We start from the raw sequence: 17,161 nt of genomic DNA on the forward strand, positions 1-17,161 counted from the left end.
ATGAGCCGGTTCACCGGTCTGCTGAAACTGGCCGCCGCCGCGGCCGCCGGGGCCGTTCTCGCGGGCGGCGCCACCGCCGTCGCGAACACCGGCGACGCCACCGCGCGGCACGGTCACGAGCCCGTAAATATCGGCCAGATCAAACTCGACGTGAAGGCCTACTACGGCGATGTCGTCGGCGGCGACGGCAAGCACCGATACTCCGACGGCAGCCGGTTCGTCTCCGACACCAAGCGCCAGGTCGAGGACGCCAAGCGCTACCTCACGCGCCGACTGGACCGCGGCGTGCGGAATCCCGCCGTCGTGTTCGACGTCGACGACACCGCCGAGGTCACCTACGGCTGGGAAGCGGACAACGACTTCGGCTTCGACCCGGTGAAACAGCAGGAAGCGATCGACAAGGGCACGTTCGTCGCGAACAAGCCGGTGCTGGCACTGGCGAACTGGGCGGCGCAGCGCGGCGTGAAGATCTACTTCCTGACCGGGCGCAACGAATTCCAGGGCCCGCGGTCGCTGAAGAACCTCGCGAACGAGGGTTACCCGGCGCCGGCGGGGGCGTTCTTCAAGCCGAAGACCATCGCGCCGGACTACCTGCCGTGCGGGCTGACCTGTACCACGGTTCAGTACAAATCGGGCACCCGGAAGCATATCGCCTCGACCGGCGCGACCATCCTCGCCAACTTCGGCGATCAGTTCAGCGACCTCGAAGGCGGTTACGCCGAGTTCCCGGTCAAACTGCCGAATCCGATGTACTACCTGCCCTGAGGGGAATATCCGCGTGCCCGGCGTCGCTGTGCCCGGTATGTCTGACAAGAAGGTGTTGAAGCCCAGCGCCGCCCACCCGATCACGGTGGAGCCGAACAAGGGGCGCGTGGTCGTCACGGTCGGCGGGAAGGTCGTGGCGGACAGCGCGAACGCGCTCACGCTCCGGGAGGCGAACTACCCGCCCGCGCACTACATCCCGCGTGCCGACGTCGACTTTGGCCTGCTGGAGCGGACGGACCACTCGACCTACTGCCCGTTCAAGGGCGACGCGTCGTACTACAGCATCCGCGCCGGCGACGGCGTCGCCGAGAACGCCGTCTGGACCTATGAGGCGCCGCACGACGCGGTCGCCGAGATCAAGGACCACGTGGCGTTCTACCCGTCGAAGGTCGACGCGATCGAAGAGCGCTGACCTTCACGGCAGCTGGTTGATCCGGTCCCCGTCGGCCGCGAGGGAGGTGTCGGATTCGATCCGCCACGCCTCCAGCCCCGGCGCCTTGACCAGGGCGTCGACGAGGGCCTCCTCGCCGGCGACGAGGGTCGAATCGAAGTCGACTTCGGTGGCCACGCACCACGCGCGGTCTTCCGGCCAGAACAGGTTGGGCGACTGCGCCTCGAACCAGTGCGGCCGGGGCCGCCAGCCGAGTTCGGTCGCGGACGTCAGCGGTCCGCGGAAGAGCAGGTAGTCCCGGCCGGGGTGGCGCAGGCGCGGCGCGTCGAGGTGCTTGCGTGACAACGCCGCCTCGTCGGCCCAGCCATAGCCCTCCCAGAGGCCGAACCAGGCGTCCGACGCGGACGTGTGGTCGCCGAGAAGGGCCAGCAGCGCGGTGAGAGTGTGCGACGGCAGCGTGCCGCGACCTGGGGGAGAGCCGCGCCAGAGCGAGCCGGTGAGATTCACCGGATCCGGGGAGCCGACCAGCGCGTGCCACTGCATGGCGCCATGGGCACGCCGCCCCGTTTCGGCAGCGGCTTCGCTCCAGCTCGCCCAGCCGCCGCGATCGCGCTCGGCGGGGTGGCAGAGGCGCGCGTAGGCGGCGTAGCCACGCGGAACCGTGCGGCCCGCCGCGCCGAACGCTCCGCCGAGCCTGGGGGAGATCCACTCGGCGGAGGTCGGGTCGAGCACCGGTCGCAGCACGGCGGCAAGTCTTCAGCAAGATCAGGTGGGGCGCATCTTGTCGGTGGGCGGGGGCATACTGCCGGACGTGGGTGTTCCGCTGCGTCGCCGTGCGGGCCGTTCGGTGTACCGCGAAAGCACGCCGGACGCGGCCGTGGCAGGCGTGGTCGAGAGAGCCTGGACGGGCGTGGTGGGCCGCCGTCGTCCGCTGAGGGTGTTCCCGGACGGCTGTGTGGACCTGGTCTGGGACGGGACGGTGCTCGCCGCGGTCACCACCGTGCGCGGGGTGCTGCGGCACGAGCTGCCGTCGGCGGACTGGACCGTCGGGCTGCGCCTGCGGTGCGGTGTCGGCGGCGCGGTGCTGGGCCTGCCGATGACGGAGCTGCCGGCGGGTGCGACCCCGTTGCGCGACCTGTGGGCGGTCGGGGCTCGCCGCGCGGAAGCCCGGCTGGCCGAATGCGGAGCGCCTGATGAGGCGCGGTCGGTGCTGGAATCGCTGGTCGCCGAAAGGCTCCGGGACGTCGAGGTGGAGGGGCTCTCTCTCGCGGCCGCCCGCGCGCTGCGTGCGCCCGATGCTCGTACCGACCGGGTGGCCGCGGGGCTGGGGGTGAGTGAGCGCGGTCTTCGGCGGCATGTGCGGCACGACGTCGGTGTCGGTCCCAAGGAGTTGCAGCGGGTGCTGCGGTTCCGCCGGTTCCTCGAGCGCGTCGAGGCCGTGGCACGGGACAAGACGTCGCTCGCCGACGTCGCCGCCGATGTGGGCTACGCGGATCAGTCGCATCTCGGGCGTGAGTGCCGCCGGCTGTCGGGCGCTTCGCCCGGCGCGCTCGTGCGGTCCTGGACTGGCCGAAACGTTCCAGACTGAGGCGATCCGCCCAGGCGAGGATCGGGAGGTGCCCGAACCCTTCCGTGTCACCATCGACATCCGCACCGACGATCTCGACCTCAACGGTCACGTACGCGGCCCCGCTTACCTCGCGTACGCCGATCACGCGCGCTGGGAGTGCGTGTGGGCGGCCGGGGTGGACCCGGTGGACCTCAGGGCCGGGAACCTCGGCCCGGTCAACCTCGAAACGACGATCAGGTTCCGCCGCGAACTGCGTGCCCGCGCGCGGATCGACGTCCTGACCAGGTTCACCTGGGAGCCGGGCAAGGTATCCCGGGTCGTCCAGGAATTCGTGGCGCCGGACGGCGCCGTCGTGGCCGAGGTGGAAAGCCTTTCCGGGCTGCTGGATCTCGAAAGCCGCCGCCTCGTCCCCGATCCGGGACAGCATTGGCGGAAATACGCTTCACGGCCGGAAATCCTCGGCTTGCCGTGAGCCGGCTGGTTTTTCGTAGAGGCTGGTGGGCCATTTGGCCTCGGGCGGGTCGGCCACGTGCTCGAAACCCCTGCGCTCGTAGTACCCGCGTAAGGCCGGGTTGTCCCTCGTGGTCGCCACCCGGACGAAGGCCTTGTCATGAACCGCGGCCTTCTCACCGGCCCAATCGATGATCCTGCTCCCGAGTCCGGCTCCGGCCGCTTCCCGCGCCACCGCGAGGCGGCCCAGATAGTAGGCCGGTTCCGTGGTTTCGCCCCAGAGTCCGGGATCCGCCTCCGTCACCACGCAGGTCGCGATGGGCTTGCCGTGCCCGACGACCAGCAACGCCTCGCCCGCCTGGATCTGCCGTCGCACCGACTCCCGGGGAAAGCGATGCGGCCACTGGTGGATTCCGCGGCCGGCGAGCCAGGCGGCGGCCTCGGCGAGGAGGTCGAGCACGGCATCCTCCTCGCCCGGCCGGGCCGGACGGACGGTGAGCTCCGGGGTGAGTGGCTCGGGGCCGGTGAGGATCGGCATGGCTCGATGATGCCCGCGCGGTGGTCGGATGTCCGTCGTAGTCGACGAAGACCTGGTGTGGAGGCTGCTCGCGGCACAGTTCCCTCGGCGGACGGTGGGGCGATGACATGGTCGTACGGCTGCCACAACCAAGGGCGGCGCGAAGGACGTGACGCTGGCCCACCGACGCGACGCAGGTCTACCGGCAGGCAGCTGAGCGTCGACGACGCGACCTGGAACCGCGGCCGATCGCGTTGCCGTACTACCGTGGGACCAACGAGCCACTACCGTGGGACCAACGAGCCGATGACGGGAACGCGCGGGCACGTGACCCAGGCGGTGCTGGACGAAGTGCGGTAAATCGCTTGATCCACCGGTTTACGGTTCGAACATGACGAGCACGCTCCGGCTGGCCGAGGTCACCGCCGCCAACTTCGACGCCGCTATCGAACTGAACGTCCAACCGGAGCAAAGCCATTTGGTCGCGCCGGTGGTGAAGTCCCTCGCCGAGGCCTACGTGCACCCCGGCGTCGCGTGGCCTCGCCTCATCTTCGACGGTGACCGGCTGGTCGGGTTCCTCATGGCCTTCCTGGACATCGACTTCGCCGGTGACGGCACGGGTACGGACATCCGCTCGGGCCTCTGGCGGCTCAACATCGCGGCAGGCGAACAGGGCCGGGGCTACGGCCGTTTCGCGGTCGACGCCGTGGCCGCCGAGATCCGCCGCCAGGGCGGCGACCGCCTCACCGCTTGCTGGCACCCAGGCGACGACGGGCCCGAGCGCTTTTACCTGAAGCTCGGGTTCCGGTTGACGGGGGAGATGAGTGGGGACCAGGTGGTCGGGGAGTTGGCTTTGGACTAGGGGTTCTCCTCCGGGGCTCGTTCGGACAGGTGAGGTGAAGGGGACTTTCGTCGCATCGGACGTGGGGGAGGGACCCTTCACGCCGGGTTCTGATGGGTGAGCGTGCGGGTCGTGTTGCGAAAGCCTGTTTCGCACCGTGGCGGAGATCGGGGCGTGCGGCTTGGGCTGTGGGCTATCGAGGCCGTACGCCGTGTGTCCACATTGGATTTCTGGAGTGGGCAAGATGCCCGATTGGCCCCTGGGCACGCTTCTTCCCCGGGTCGCGAGTGATCGGCAGTGTTCTAGTGAACCCAACGCTCATGACCTCTTGCGAAGTGCTGAAACCGGGTACTTCGGCGCGGCAAAGCGTCTCTTGTGGACAGTAGGGCATATGACTTCTCCGTAAGGGGACGCACGACCAACTGGCCTGATAAGGTCGGCCTATGTTCTGAGGTGCATGGTGTTCCGCCTCGGCGTCCCGGTGGGGTCGAGGTAGCTGGGCGGGGTGAAGTCGGGGAGTCCGTCTTGGGCGATCTGGACTTTCCATTCGCTGTGGTGGATCAACCGGTGGTGTTTGGTGCACAGCAACACGAGGTTGTCGATTTTCGTTTCGCCGTGGTGTCGCCAGAAGACAATGTGGTGTGCGGTGCAGCGGGGTACGGGCATGTCGCAGCCCGGGAACGCGCAACCGCCATCGCGGAGGGTCAACGCGTATTTCTGGGCCAGGGACACGGTCCGTTTGGACCGGCCGATGTCCAAGGGCTCGCCTGCGGTGCCGAGAACACCTGGTCGGACGCGGGCGTCGCAGGCGAGGATGCGGGCGTCGGTGGCGCTGATCGGCCCCACGAGGTCCAGGTGCGCTTCGCCGATGTCCCGGATCAAGTCGTCGTAGGACATGGTGACCAGGATGTGGGTGGCTTCGCCTGCTTGGCCGGGGAGGTTGCGGCTGGTGGTCTTCAACCGGACGTAGTCGGTGAACGCGTCCCCATAGCGTTCGTCCTGGCTGCGGGAGTCCCGCACCCCGTCGATCGCCTTATGGGGTTTGGCCATCGGATCCAGGTCGGATTTCAACCGGGCGTAGGTCTCCAGATCGAGGGTGCCTTTCAGGCCGAGGGTGCCGTCGCGGTGCTTGACGAACCGCAACTCCGGGCGGGTGTCTTTCGGGTCCTCGTTACGGGGTTCTTTCCCGTCGGGGTCGAGTTCGTCGAGCAGACGGCGTCCGGCGCGGGCGATCTGGCGGGGTCCGGCGCGGCGGGCCAACTCGACCAGGATCGCTTCCCCCGCCCGCACGTCTTCTTCCGGCACAGTGGACGGGATACGGGCGAGAGTCTTGATGATGGCGTCGATCTGCGACCCGCCGATCGCGCCCTCCGCCGCGGCCTCGGCCGTGAGGGGCGCCAAGGGTGGTTCGGGGTCCCCGCCGATGGACGGGCCGGGATGCAACGCCAGCACCCGGTCAGCGCGGGCGGAGGCTTCCTTGTCGGTCACCAGGAAGTCCTCGAAAATCAGCGCCGCCAACGTCGAATGACCACTACACCCGCGCACCCCGCGGGAATTGATTTCCGCCAGGATCGCGTTCTGCTCCGCATCCAACCGGCGCTTCAAGACTTCCAGCTCTTGTTTACGGGCATGCAGCGTCGCGGTATCGACGCGCCACCACTCGGTGGACGTCTTCTGGGGTGCATCGTCGCTGGCCACGACCTCAAAGCTACTCCAACTCGAACACTTGCGCTAGTCCAAACGGCCCAGTGGGGAAATTGCCGAAAAATGGCAGCGGCGAAGGAGTCTTTAAGCGGCGAAGTGTCTTTAAAGGCGCGAAGAGGCTATGGCGGCGAAGTGTCTTTCGGTTAGTGAAAGAGTCAAGGCAGGTGCGCATCGGCCCGGTCCCGTGCTAGCGTCGTCCCCGAGCCCCGTATGGGCCTACGCATGGAGGTAGCGGCTACTCGGCCACTGGAGATCGGCACACACCGTCTCTCGTATTCGGTCATCCCCGCGTCGTGGGATGACGCCTCCATGCGATGCGCCCGAAAATCGGGTGCGTCCAGGCTCGTGTGCGCTCTTCCGGTGGCGGTTCCGCGCCCTCCTGTCGACACATCGACGGGAAAGGATCGCATTGACCGGCTTCAACGACCAGGTGATCGAGGAATTCAGGCGGAGCAAGGGAAAGCTCGGCGGCATGTTCGAGGGGTGGCAGCTGATCCTGCTCACCACCATCGGTGCCAAGAGTGGTGAGCGGCGGACGAATCCACTGGGGTATCTCGAAATCGACGGCAAGACCGTCGTCGTCGCTTCGAACATGGGGGCGCCGGCGCATCCGGGCTGGTACCACAACATCCGTCGTGACCATCGGGTCACGATCGAGACGGGGACCGAAACTTACGCGGCCCTCGCGGCCGTTCCGCCCGCGGCGGAGCGTGCCGCGCTGTTCGCGAAGATCGTCGCCGCGGAGCCGGGTTTCGCCGAGTACCAGGCTAAAACGACGCGCGAGCTGCCGGTCGTGATCCTGTACCGGATCGACGACCGGGTGCGGGGATTGGGGGACTTCCTGGTGGAGGTCCACGACTGGCTGCGGCAGGAGCTCAAGACGTTGCGCGCCGGGATGGACGACATCGTGGCCGGGCGCGCGGACAAGCTCTTCATGGAGAAATCCCTGCGGGCGCACTGTGTTTCATTCTGCGAGGCGTTGACCAAGCATCATACCGGCGAGGACATGGGAGCGTTTCCCATGCTGGCGCAGCGGTTCCCGGCACTCGCGCCGGTGTTGACCAAGCTCGGGGAGGACCATGTCGTCGTCGCGGACCGGCAGAAGCGGATCCGGGAGCTCGTCGAGGGGTACGTCCACGGTGAGAGTGACCCCGTTCGCCTGCGCGACGAGTTCGACGCGCTCGCGGGGACGCTCGAAGCGCATTTCGCTCACGAAGAGCGAACGGTCGTGGCGGCACTCAACGTGACCGCGCCGGGCTGATCGATGCGGACGCCCTGGGGTTCCGGCCCCAGGGCGTGTATCGTAGGGGGTGGCGGCGCCTTCACAGCGCGACGCCGATCCGGCACGAGGCGGGTGGAATTCGCCCCCGGCCTCGCCGAAGACCGCGAACCCGTGGTCCCTTCGAAAGGTTTCACAGTCAAAACTCACAGCACCGACAGTGCGCTGTTCAGCCACCCGCTCGACACCCAGGTCGAGCGTCACGATCCCGCCACCCCTCAAGGTGAGCGATACGTGGATCTTTTTCGCGAACCCTCTTACCCCACACCGGAACCTTCGGCTGACGCCGTTCGTTGACGGGAGTAGACCGACGTTTTGGGTGTCGTGTTGTCCAAGCACGCTCGCGCAGAATTCGTCGCGGGCGTCGCTTCCGTGCGTCGCGCCGTGACATCGGGCTGACACAGCCGATACCAGTCCTGGCCATCGACAAAGAAGCGACGATATGACTTCAGTTCTAAACCACCCGGACAGCGCAGAGCGGCAGGCGCCTCAGCCCCTGCTGTCCGGGGAGCAGAGCAACACCGAAAACTTTCTCGTGAAGCTGTTCGCGGTGGTGCCGCTGCTGGCGCTCGCCGCCTCCGTCCCCTTCGCATGGGGCTGGGGCCTCGGCTGGGTGGACCTCGGCCTGGCCGTCGGGTTCTACTTCCTCACCGGCCTCGGCGTGACCATCGGTTTCCACCGCTACTTCACCCACGGCGCCTTCAAGGCCAACCGCGGCCTGCGGATCGCGCTCGCGGTCGCCGGCAGCATGGCCATGCAGGGTCCGGTCATCGGCTGGGTCGCCGACCATCGGCGCCACCACGCCTTCGCCGACCGCGAGGGAGACCCGCACTCCCCGTGGCGGTTCGGCACCAGTCCGGCCGCGCTGGCCCGCGGCTTCTGGCACGCCCACATGGGCTGGCTGTTCGACCGCGAGAAGACCAACGCGCAGCGGTTCGCCCCCGATCTGCTCGCCGACCGCGACATCGCCCGGATCGATCGCCTGTTCCCGCTGCTCACCGTCGTCACGCTGCTCGCGCCCGCCGTCCTCGGCGGCGTGATCACGATGTCGTGGTGGGGCGCGGTCACGGCGTTCTTCTGGGCCAGCCTGGTCCGCGTGGCACTGCTGCACCACGTCACCTGGTCGGTGAACTCGCTCTGTCACATGATCGGTGACCGCCCGTTCGCCGCCCGCGACAAATCCGCGAACTTCTGGCCGCTCGCGATCGCCTCGATGGGCGAGTCCTGGCACAACTCCCACCATGCCGACCCCACCGGCGCCCGGCACGGCGTCCGGCGTGGCCAGCTCGACATCTCGGCGCGGCTGATCTGGCTGTTCGAGAAGGCGGGCTGGGCGACGGAGGTCCGTTGGCCCAAGGCCGAACGTCTCGGCCGCAAGCTCAACCCCGGCCACGCCCTGTCACTGGGCCGGAGCGCAAGCCGGGGCTGAGCCGTCAAGGAACCGCGCCCGCGATGGCGCCGATCAGCTCCGGTCCGTCGGACAACGCCGGATCGTTGTGATCGGCGCCGGGCACCTCGATCGTCTCGGCACCGGCCGCCCGCGCCACGGCGCGGCTCTGCTCGGCCGGGACGATCGAGTCCGCGGCGCCGTATACGACGGTCACCGGTGCCTTCACCCGCGCGACGTCGTCCCTCGTCGGGAACTCGTCCCGCAGAAGCCAGCGGACGGGCAGGAACGGGTAATGCCGTTGCCCGACCGACGCGAGATCGACGAACGGCGAGCGCAACACGAGCGCGGACGGCGGGCGCTCGACGGCCAGTTCGGTGACGACCGCGGAGCCGAGGCTCTCGCCGAAGTAGATCAGCGGCGTTCCGGCCTCGCGGACCAGGAAGTCCTGTGCGGCGCGGACGTCCAGCGCGAGTCCGGCCTCGGACGGCTCGCCGGGATTGCCTCCGTACCCGCGATAGTCCAGAAGCAGCACCGAGAGCCCGCGCGCGGTCAGCGCGCGGGCCATCGGCACGCGGTACGACCGGTTCCCGGCATTGCCCGGCGCGACCAGCACGGTCGCCTTCGCGCCACTGACCGGGAAGTACCAGCTCCCCAGGCTCAGCCCGTCCGAGGTGGTGAGCGTGACGTCCCTGCCGGCGGGCAGGACGTCGGCGGCACCGGCGAGCGGACCTGCCTCGGGGAGGTAGATCAGCTTGCGCTGGAAGGCGAACGCGCCACCGAAGACCACGCCGACGATGGTGACGGCCACCGCCAGCGCGATCAACACCCTCTTGCGCATGCTCAGGCCTTCGCCGGGGGAAGGCCGAACCGCGCGAACAGGTCCGCGTCGAGGAACGAGGTGATCGCGCGGATCCGGTCTTCGCGCGGGGTGAGCACGTTGATGGACCAGGCGCGATGGACGGCGTCGGCCGATTCGCCCAGGTAGCAGGCGACGGCGGGTTGTCCATTGGCGGTGAGGACCTCGGTGCGCCAGCTCGGGCACCGGCCCAGCGGGACTGCGACGGCGAAGCCGGTCACCGCGTCGATGCCGCTGTACCAGCGCATGAGCGGTGGCATGGACCAGGTGACGTCCTTGGTCAGCAACGCCACGAGCGTGTCGGCGTCGCCGCGCTCCAGCGCGGAGGCGAAGTTCGCGGCGATCTCGCGCGTCGTGGTGTCTTCGGGCTTCGGCTGATGCCCTGACGCGGGGACCTTCTCGGCCACGATCGCCCGCGCGCGTTGCAGCGCGCTGTTCACCGCCGCGACCGAAGTGTCCATTGTGGACGCGATTTCGGCGGCGGAGAAGCCGAGGACGTCGAAGAGCACCAGCGCGGCCCGCTGGTTTCCCGGCAGGTGCTGCAATGCTGCGACGAAGGCCAGCTCTATGGCTTCGCGCCGCTCGTACCGGGTGTCCGGCGCGTCCGGGTACGGGCCGAGCCACGCCACCTCCGTCACCGGAGCGTCTTCGAGCACGACCCGCTCGCTCGACGGGCTCAGGTCCATCGGCAAGGCCCGCTTGCCGCGAGCGGCCGCGACGTCCAGGCACGTGCGGGTGACGATGGTGTAGAGCCAGGTGCGCATCGAGCTGCGGCCCTCGAACCGGTCCATCCCCCGCCAAGCCCGCAGGAGCGCGTCCTGCAGCGCGTCGTCGGCGTCGTGGACCGAGCCGAGCAGCCGATAGCAGTGGGCGTGCAGTTCGCGGCGCAGCGGCTCGACCAGGCGATCGAACTCCGCGTCGTCGGTGGGCACGACGGCTACTTGGCGCGAAGCGCGGTGACGGCCGGGGTGAACATCGTCGTCTTGATCGCGGACAGCGTGCCGCGATCCTTGCCCGCCAGCGGGCGGACGAGGTCGGCCGCGTACTCCAGCAACGCGGGCTTCTCGGCGACGGCGTCGACGAGCCCCAGATCCCGCGCGTCCGTCCCGCCGAACCGGCGTCCCGTGGTCATCGACGCGATCGCGGCGGCGGGGGTGAGCTTGCCCTGGATCAGCGCCGCCATCCCCGGCGTGAACGGGATGTTGATATCCGCTTCGGGGAAGCAGAAGTACCCGCGGTCGGCGCGCATCACCCGGAAGTCGTGCGCCATCGCGAGCATGGCCCCGGCACCGAACGCGTGCCCGTTGATCGCGGCGACCGTGTGCACGCCGAGGGTGAGCACACGGGCCAGCAGTTCGTGGACGTCGGCGACGTACTGCGCGGCCTGAGCGGGGTTGCTGGTGAGCCAATCGAGGTCGAGGCCGTTCGAGTAGAACTTCCCGGAGCCGACGGTGACCAGCACGGCCGGATCCGGATAAGCGACGACGGTGTCCAGCTGGGAATGGACGGTTTCCAGCCAGGAAGGCGAAAAGCGGTTTTCGTCGTCTCCGAGGTCCAGCAGGAACACCGGGGCGTCGTGGCGAAGTGTGGGCATGTCAGTCCTTTCGTGGGGGCGGGAGCAGGAGTATGGCGCGTACCGCGGCGGCGAGCCGGGTGCGGGAGGCTTCGGAGATCGGCTCGCCCGCGATGAACGCGCGGCGGAACAGGGCGGTCGGCAAGTCGACCACGCAGGTCGTTAGCACCTCGACGGCCTGCGCGTCCCGCCGGTCCCAGAGCCGCCCGGCGAGCCGGACCAGGAGCGCGATCAGGCGTTTGTCGAGGGCGAGGAGGTCGGCGGCGAGGGCTTCGGGCACCTGCGGACCGAGTACGTCCTCCTTCTTGACGGTGATGAGCAGGCGGGCCGCCTCCGGTCTCCGGTCGGCGAACGCGGCCGGTGTGCCCGCCGCGGCCGTGACCGCCTCGACCGGGTCTTCCGCCTGATCCGCCAGCTCGGTCTGGAGGTCGAGGAAATCACCCGCCGCGCGGAGCCAGACTCGGGCCAGCAAGGCGCCGAGGGAGCCGAAGGCGTGGTAGATCGTGCCGTTGGACACGCCCGCCGCGGCCGCGAGGGACCGGACGGTGACGCCGTGGGCGCCCGTCTCGACGACGAGGCGCTCGGCCGCGTCGAGCAGCCTGTCCAGGTCGTGCACGCGGGGGCGGGGCATGGCCCGACGGTAACAGAGCGCTTGCTCCAAAACAATAAGAGAGCGGTCGCTCTAAAACCTGCGCCGGGCGAAGTGATGGCCACCGCCGAGCAAGACGACGGCGGCCCCGGAACCGGCCCGCGCGCAGGCGATCGGTGTGCCGTCACGGGATGTGACGTGGGTCATGGGCGCCTTCGCCGCCAGGTTGTCACATCCGGCGTGCGGCCGGGGTCAACCCGCTGAACCACCGAGAACCCGAGGAGAAACCGGAATGACCACCGCCTATGTCATCGCCACCGTCGTCGGAGCCATCATGGCCGCCTTCTCGGCCGCCTCGATCTTCTTCCGTGCCCAGTGGGTCGTGCAGCCGCTGGCCGACTACGGCGTCCCCCGCGGTTGGTGGACGCCGCTCGGTGGCGCCAAGGCGGCGGGCGCGCTCGGCCTGATCGCCGGCCTGTGGGTGCCCGCGCTCGGCGTCGCGGCCGGGATCGGCCTGGTGCTCTACTTCACCGGCGCCGTGATCACCGTGCTCCGCGCGCACTGGCCGTCGCACGTCGCGTTCCCGCTGATGTACATGGCGCCCGTCGCCGCTTCCTTGGTGCTCGGCTTCGCCGCTTGAGGTCAGGAATCCGGGGTCCACACCGCGAGTTCGGCGCCGCCGGGCTCGCGGAAGTGGAACCGGCGCCCGCCGGGGAACGAGAACGGCTCGGCCGTGACGACCCCGCCCGCGGCCTCGACGGAAGCCTTCGCCCGTTCGAGGTCGTCGGTGCGGATCGTCACCAGCGGCGCGGCCGTCCGCGCCGCGGCGTCCTGCTGGAAGCCGAACGAGACCACGCCGCCGCCTTGGACGTCGGTGTACGTCGGGCCGTACGCCGCCGCCGTCCACCCGAAGGCCTTTTCGAAGAACCTGCCCGAGCCCGCCGCCGAACTCGACGGGAACTCGACGAAGTCGATTTCGTACATGGGCGGGAAGCTACTCCGGGGCACCGACAGAAAAGTGTCAGACGCTGCGCAGGACCGACACCACGACGCCGAGCACGCTCGCGCGGTCTCCGTCGATGACGTCGTAGGCGGGGTTGCGCGGTTCGAGGTACACGTGGCCGTCGCGGCGGCGGTACACCTTGACCGTGGCCTCCTCGTCGATCATCGCGGCGACGATCTGGCCGGAGTGCGCCTCTTGCTGCTGCTTGACCACGACGATATCGCCGTCGCAGATCGCCGCGTCGATCATCGAGTCACCGCGCACCCGCAGCCCGAAGACGTTGCCGCGCCCGGTGAGTTCCCGCGGCAGGGTCATCACGTCGTCGACGTGCTCGACGGCCGAGATCGGCGTTCCCGCGGCGATGTCACCGACGACGGGGACCGGCACGGAATCCTCTGTGGACACCTTCGACGAGGTGCCGTGCAGGAAGGCGCGGACGTCGATGGGGCGGGAGATCGAGCTGCTGCGGCGGAGGAAGCCCTTCTCCTCCAAGGCCGCGAGGTGCTTCGACACCGAGGACGTCGAGCGGAGCCCGACCGCTTCACCGATCTCGCGCGTGCTCGGCGAGTATCCGTACTCCATCACCCATTCGCGGATGGTCAGCAGGATCTTCTGTTGCCGCTCCGGCAGGGAAGCGGCTTCCTCGAACAGCTCGAGATCTTGGTAGGCGGTCATCAGCGGAATGGTAGTTCGTGCAGGCCGCCGCGATCGCCGCGGTGTCCCAGTGGAACGGCCGCACCGGTGGCTGATCTCGCTCAGGAAGCCCTGCTCCAGCATGTCGAAGACGTCCCAGGTGTCGCTCATCGCGGCGAAGAACCGCTCCACGCCCTCGTGGCGGCGCCAGACTCCGCCGTAGGGCAGGGAATCCGCCTGGTGCAGCACCACGGCGGGGGAGAAGAACGGGGCCGCCCGCAGCGAGGTACTCGGTGTCGTCACGACGACCACTGTGGTGCGCCAAGTCTCCGATCGCCGGCGGTCATCCGTCGTGGAGATCGGCCGGATGGCGACCAGGGCGAGCCGAAAGTCCGATCCCGCGGCCGGTTCCGCGAGGTTGACTCGATCGTATGAACACGAAGATCACCGCGGCGGTTGTCGCCGCCGCGACGGCCACGGTCGTCCTGTCCGGATGCGGTCTCAAGGAAGGACTGACCGAAAAGGCGAACGGGCACGTCAAGACGGTCGGCTACGCGACCGGCGCGGAGGGCAAGCGGAACGAGGACGCCCGCGTGCCGGAATGGGTGCCGGACGGGGCGACGTCGGTCACGGAGGTCATCCGGACCACGGGTTCGGAGCGGCTCCTGAAATTCACCGGCGGAACGCTGCCCGCCCTCTGCGTGCCGGGGGTGGCCGCGACGCAGCCTGCCACGCTCGCCGCCCCGTGGTGGCCGCAGGGGCAGGAGAGCCGGACCGACAAGGTCTGCGGTGAATGGCATGTGCTGGTCCAGGGCACCGACGTGTACGCGTTCAAGCCGGAGACGTTGGTGAGCAAGAGGTCCTGAGTCATTCCTCGGGGGCGAGCGCGTCGGCGCAGGCGGCGAGGTCGTGCAGCAGCCGGTCCCGCTGGTCCGCCGAAAACGGCGTGAGCATCCGATCCTGGACCGCGCGCACGACGCCGCTGGCGGCGCGGAGCCGTTCGCGTCCCTCGGGGGTGAGCGTGCTGGGCAAGGCCCGCCCCTGAGGCGCCGTCGTCGGGCGGGTGATGAGCCCGCGGTCCTGCAGGCCACGCAGGACCAGGTTCATCGACTGCCGGGTGACGAACACGGCCCTGGCCAGTTCCGCGTTGGACAGCCCCGGCCGCTGCGAGAGCACTTCGAGACAGGAGTACTGCGGCACGGTCAGATCTAGGGGGCGCAACGCGGTGTCCATCGCCGTCCGGAGCGCCGTCGCCGCTCGTTTCAGCATGTATCCCACCGCTTGGTCCAGAGGCCCGACCTGCTCGCCTTGACTCATGTCAGCATCATGACATACGTTGGCTATGTCAACACGCTGACATGGAGGACGACATGACCGTGACCGGACCCGATTTCTTCTCACTGCAGGTACGCGACCTCGACCGCGCAGCCACGTTCTACGAAACCCACCTCGGGCTGAGCAGACTGCCCGTCGCACCGCCGCACGCGGTGGTGTTCGGCACGAAGACGATCCCGTTCGCGGTGCGGGAACCCGTGCCGGGCACGGATCTCGACGCCATCTCCCCGCGGCCGGGATCAGGGGTGGCGATGTGGCTGCACGCCGACGACGCGCAGGGCCTGCACGACCGGCTGGCCGGCGCCGGCGTCACCATCCTCACGGAGCCGTTCGACGGGCCGTTCGGCCGCACGTTCGCCTTCGCGGACCCCGACGGCTACGCGATCACCGTGCACGACAAGGCCTGAGCCCGCCTGCCGCAGCAGTGCGAGGGCCTGCGCGTCGGACGAGCCGGCGGGGGTCGTGCACACGACCAGCAACTGATCCGGTGACCGGGCGATCGACAGGGTCTGCTGGGCCACCGTGACCGTGCCGACGACCGGATGCCGCAGTTCGTAGCTTTCGGCGTCACAGGGCCGCACGCGGTGGTCGCTCCAGAGCGCGACGAACTCGGGGCTCTTCATCGTCAGCTCGCCGATCAGCTCCGCGAGCAGCGGGTCTTCGGGATACTTGCCGACGGCGATCCGCAGGTTGCCGACCACCGCGCGGATCTTCCGCTTCCAGTCGGCGTACAGGTCCCGGCAATGCGGGTCCAGGAACAGCATCCGGCTCATGTTCGGCCGTCGCGCCGGGTCGTCCGGCGCGTGGAAGTCCAGATGCCCGCCCAGCAGGGCGTGACCGAGGGCGTTCCACGCCAGGACGTCCGAGCGGCGGCCGAGCACCAGGGCCGGAGCGTCGACGGTGCCCAGCAGATCCCGTGTCTCGTCGTGGAGCTTCTCGGGCCGTGGACGGCGTGCCCGCGGGACGCGGCGGGCGGCGGTGGCGAGCCTTTCGAGGTGTTCGCGTTCGTGGCCGTCGAGCCGGAGCGCGCGGGCGATGGCGTCGAGCACTTCGGCCGAGGCGCCGCGCGACATGCCCTGCTCCAGCCGCGCGTAGTAGGAGACGCTGACGCCCGCGAGCTGGGCCAGTTCCTCACGCCGCAGCCCGGCCACCCGGCGGCGCGCCCCGAAGTCACGCAAACCGACGTCTTCCGGGCGCAGCCGGGCCCGTCGCGCCCGCAGAAAGTCGCCGAGCGGGCCAGATCCGTCCATGAACCCGAGTATCCGTGCCGTGGCCACGCTCAGCCACACCCTCCCAGTGGGAGGAAAAGCAGGGCGTGGCCCGGGCGCTCACCGGCCTCCAGGCTCGGTGGCATGGACGAAATCACCATCGGAGACGTCACGGTCACCCGGGTCAAGGAGTTCTACGGTTCGCTCGGCATGACGCCGGCCGAGTTCATGCCGGACAGCCCCGGCGGCGCGTGGGACGAACACCGTGACTGGCTGGCGCCCGACTTCTGGAACCCCGAGACGAACGAGTGCCGCACGGCGCTGCAGTCCTGGCTGATCCGCAGCGAAGGACGCACGATCCTCGTCGACACCGGGGTCGGCAACCACAAGGACCGGCCCTACGCGGCGGTGTGGAACCGCCTCGACACCGCCTACCTCGACAACCTCGCGGCCGCCGGTGTGCGGCCCGAGGACGTCGACGTCGTGGTCAACACGCATCTGCACATCGACCATGTCGGCTGGAACACGCGGCTCGACGGCCGCACCTGGGTGCCGACCTTCCCGAACGCCGAGTATCTGCTGCCGCGGCCCGATTTCGACTTCTGGAATCCGGCCGAAGCGCACGATTCCGTGCTGGGGCGTGGAAATCAGAACGTCTTCGAGGACAGTGTCGCGCCGGTGCACGAGGCTGGGCTGACCCGCCTGTGGGACGGCACGCACCGCATCGACCGGAATCTGCGGCTGGACCTCGCGCCCGGCCACACCCCGGGCTCGTCCGTGCTCACCCTGGAATCGGGTGGGGAGCGGGCGTTGTTCGTGGGCGACCTCGTGCACACCGCGCTGCAGATCGTGGAGCCGGACACCAATTCGCCCTATTGCGAAGACCCGGCCGGATCCCGCGCCACCCGGCACAAACTGCTCGGCCAGGCCGCCGACGACAACGCTCTCGTCTTCCCCGCGCATTTCGGTGCCCAGGGCGCTCTGCGGGTCGAGCGCCGGGGATCGAAGTTCGCGATCGCGCGGTGGGCCGGGTTCTCCACCCTCTCCTGAGGAGTTT

The 17,161-nt window shown here is 69.1% G+C and carries 21 protein-coding genes and 1 pseudogene; 11 read left to right on the forward strand and 11 right to left on the reverse strand.

The window, feature by feature from the left end; all coding sequences use genetic code 11:
- Both BLW75_RS33405 and BLW75_RS33410 read left to right on the forward strand, forming a co-directional pair.
- Positions 1–765, forward strand: a complete 765-nt coding sequence (locus BLW75_RS33405; RefSeq protein ID WP_034315526.1) for an HAD family acid phosphatase — start codon at positions 1–3, stop codon at positions 763–765.
- A gap of 37 nt (positions 766–802) precedes the next feature.
- Positions 803–1,177 (forward strand): DUF427 domain-containing protein, encoded by a 375-nt coding sequence (locus BLW75_RS33410; RefSeq protein ID WP_034315528.1) that lies wholly within the window; start codon positions 803–805, stop codon positions 1,175–1,177.
- Positions 1,178–1,180: 3 nt separating this feature from the next.
- Here the strand turns inward: BLW75_RS33410 and BLW75_RS33415 are convergent, their stop codons facing one another.
- On the reverse strand, positions 1,181–1,900 hold the full coding sequence (locus tag BLW75_RS33415; protein ID WP_034315530.1) for a hypothetical protein: 720 nt from the start codon (positions 1,898–1,900) through the stop codon (positions 1,181–1,183).
- Between the two features lie 67 nt (positions 1,901–1,967).
- Between BLW75_RS33415 and BLW75_RS33420 the strand changes: the two genes are divergently transcribed.
- Together BLW75_RS33420 and BLW75_RS33425 are read left to right on the forward strand one after the other, a co-directional pair.
- Complete coding sequence (locus tag BLW75_RS33420) at positions 1,968–2,744, forward strand: helix-turn-helix domain-containing protein (protein ID WP_034315532.1); 777 nt, start codon at positions 1,968–1,970, stop codon at positions 2,742–2,744.
- A gap of 28 nt (positions 2,745–2,772) precedes the next feature.
- The gene (locus BLW75_RS33425) at positions 2,773–3,198 is read left to right on the forward strand and encodes an acyl-CoA thioesterase (protein ID WP_034315535.1); all 426 of its coding nucleotides are present in this window, start codon (positions 2,773–2,775) and stop codon (positions 3,196–3,198) included.
- On the opposite strand, the gene BLW75_RS33430 is transcribed toward BLW75_RS33425, so the two are convergent.
- Entirely contained in the window at positions 3,169–3,714 is a 546-nt protein-coding gene (locus BLW75_RS33430; RefSeq protein WP_034315538.1) for a GNAT family N-acetyltransferase, read from the reverse strand. The genes BLW75_RS33425 and BLW75_RS33430 overlap by 30 nt on opposite strands.
- Before the next feature lie 370 nt (positions 3,715–4,084).
- Here BLW75_RS33430 and BLW75_RS33435 point away from each other — a divergent pair, with 370 nt between their 5' ends.
- On the forward strand, positions 4,085–4,555 hold the full coding sequence (locus BLW75_RS33435; protein WP_034315541.1) for a GNAT family N-acetyltransferase: 471 nt from the start codon (positions 4,085–4,087) through the stop codon (positions 4,553–4,555).
- A gap of 420 nt (positions 4,556–4,975) precedes the next feature.
- On the opposite strand, the gene BLW75_RS33440 is transcribed toward BLW75_RS33435, so the two are convergent.
- Positions 4,976–6,232, reverse strand: coding sequence for an HNH endonuclease signature motif containing protein (locus BLW75_RS33440; RefSeq protein ID WP_091598812.1), 1,257 nt, complete (start codon positions 6,230–6,232; stop codon positions 4,976–4,978).
- Between the two features lie 415 nt (positions 6,233–6,647).
- Here BLW75_RS33440 and BLW75_RS33445 point away from each other — a divergent pair, with 415 nt between their 5' ends.
- Positions 6,648–7,499 (forward strand): nitroreductase/quinone reductase family protein, encoded by an 852-nt coding sequence (locus tag BLW75_RS33445; RefSeq protein ID WP_034315844.1) that lies wholly within the window; start codon positions 6,648–6,650, stop codon positions 7,497–7,499.
- A gap of 460 nt (positions 7,500–7,959) precedes the next feature.
- Positions 7,960–8,946 (forward strand): acyl-CoA desaturase, encoded by a 987-nt coding sequence (locus tag BLW75_RS33455; protein ID WP_198935778.1) that lies wholly within the window; start codon positions 7,960–7,962, stop codon positions 8,944–8,946.
- A 4-nt stretch (positions 8,947–8,950) separates the two neighbouring features.
- On the opposite strand, the gene BLW75_RS33460 is transcribed toward BLW75_RS33455, so the two are convergent.
- The 4 genes from BLW75_RS33460 to BLW75_RS33475 are packed head-to-tail and all read right to left on the reverse strand — an operon-like array spanning position 8,951 to position 11,967.
- Complete coding sequence (locus BLW75_RS33460) at positions 8,951–9,745, reverse strand: alpha/beta hydrolase (RefSeq protein ID WP_034315837.1); 795 nt, start codon at positions 9,743–9,745, stop codon at positions 8,951–8,953.
- A 2-nt stretch (positions 9,746–9,747) separates the two neighbouring features.
- Complete coding sequence (locus BLW75_RS33465; RefSeq protein WP_034315835.1) at positions 9,748–10,695, reverse strand: sigma-70 family RNA polymerase sigma factor; 948 nt, start codon at positions 10,693–10,695, stop codon at positions 9,748–9,750.
- A gap of 5 nt (positions 10,696–10,700) precedes the next feature.
- Complete coding sequence (locus BLW75_RS33470) at positions 10,701–11,357, reverse strand: enoyl-CoA hydratase/isomerase family protein (RefSeq protein WP_034315833.1); 657 nt, start codon at positions 11,355–11,357, stop codon at positions 10,701–10,703.
- Between the two features lies 1 nt (position 11,358).
- Entirely contained in the window at positions 11,359–11,967 is a 609-nt protein-coding gene (locus BLW75_RS33475) for a TetR/AcrR family transcriptional regulator (RefSeq protein ID WP_034315829.1), read from the reverse strand.
- 250 nt (positions 11,968–12,217) lie between these two features.
- Between BLW75_RS33475 and BLW75_RS33480 the strand changes: the two genes are divergently transcribed.
- Positions 12,218–12,565 carry a DoxX family protein gene (locus tag BLW75_RS33480; protein WP_034315826.1) on the forward strand — a complete coding sequence of 116 codons (348 nt, stop codon included), beginning with the start codon at positions 12,218–12,220 and terminating at the stop codon, positions 12,563–12,565.
- Positions 12,566–12,567: 2 nt separating this feature from the next.
- Here the strand turns inward: BLW75_RS33480 and BLW75_RS33485 are convergent, their stop codons facing one another.
- Both BLW75_RS33485 and lexA read right to left on the reverse strand, forming a co-directional pair.
- Complete coding sequence (locus tag BLW75_RS33485; RefSeq protein ID WP_034315824.1) at positions 12,568–12,909, reverse strand: VOC family protein; 342 nt, start codon at positions 12,907–12,909, stop codon at positions 12,568–12,570.
- Between the two features lie 37 nt (positions 12,910–12,946).
- Positions 12,947–13,603, reverse strand: coding sequence for a transcriptional repressor LexA (gene lexA, locus BLW75_RS33490; protein WP_034315919.1), 657 nt, complete (start codon positions 13,601–13,603; stop codon positions 12,947–12,949).
- 389 nt (positions 13,604–13,992) lie between these two features.
- Between lexA and BLW75_RS33500 the strand changes: the two genes are divergently transcribed.
- Entirely contained in the window at positions 13,993–14,427 is a 435-nt protein-coding gene (locus BLW75_RS33500; RefSeq protein WP_034315822.1) for a hypothetical protein, read from the forward strand.
- Between the two features lies 1 nt (position 14,428).
- Here the strand turns inward: BLW75_RS33500 and BLW75_RS33505 are convergent, their stop codons facing one another.
- A complete protein-coding gene (locus BLW75_RS33505; RefSeq protein ID WP_034315820.1) occupies positions 14,429–14,878 on the reverse strand; it encodes a MarR family winged helix-turn-helix transcriptional regulator in 450 nt (149 codons plus the stop codon).
- Positions 14,879–14,931: 53 nt separating this feature from the next.
- Between BLW75_RS33505 and BLW75_RS43655 the strand changes: the two genes are divergently transcribed.
- Entirely contained in the window at positions 14,932–15,303 is a 372-nt protein-coding gene (locus tag BLW75_RS43655) for a VOC family protein (protein WP_158005392.1), read from the forward strand.
- A gap of 72 nt (positions 15,304–15,375) precedes the next feature.
- Here the strand turns inward: BLW75_RS43655 and BLW75_RS33515 are convergent.
- A pseudogene (locus tag BLW75_RS33515) lies at positions 15,376–16,146 on the reverse strand (helix-turn-helix domain-containing protein); the annotation flags it as partial.
- 102 nt (positions 16,147–16,248) lie between these two features.
- Here BLW75_RS33515 and BLW75_RS33520 point away from each other — a divergent pair.
- Positions 16,249–17,154: an MBL fold metallo-hydrolase gene (locus BLW75_RS33520; RefSeq protein ID WP_034315813.1), complete on the forward strand. Its 906-nt coding sequence runs from the start codon at positions 16,249–16,251 to the stop codon at positions 17,152–17,154.
- The last annotated feature ends 7 nt before the right edge of the window (positions 17,155–17,161 follow it).

The sequence above is a fragment of the Amycolatopsis lurida genome, from assembly GCF_900105055.1.
In the GTDB taxonomy this organism is placed as follows: Bacteria; Actinomycetota; Actinomycetes; order Mycobacteriales; family Pseudonocardiaceae; genus Amycolatopsis; species Amycolatopsis lurida.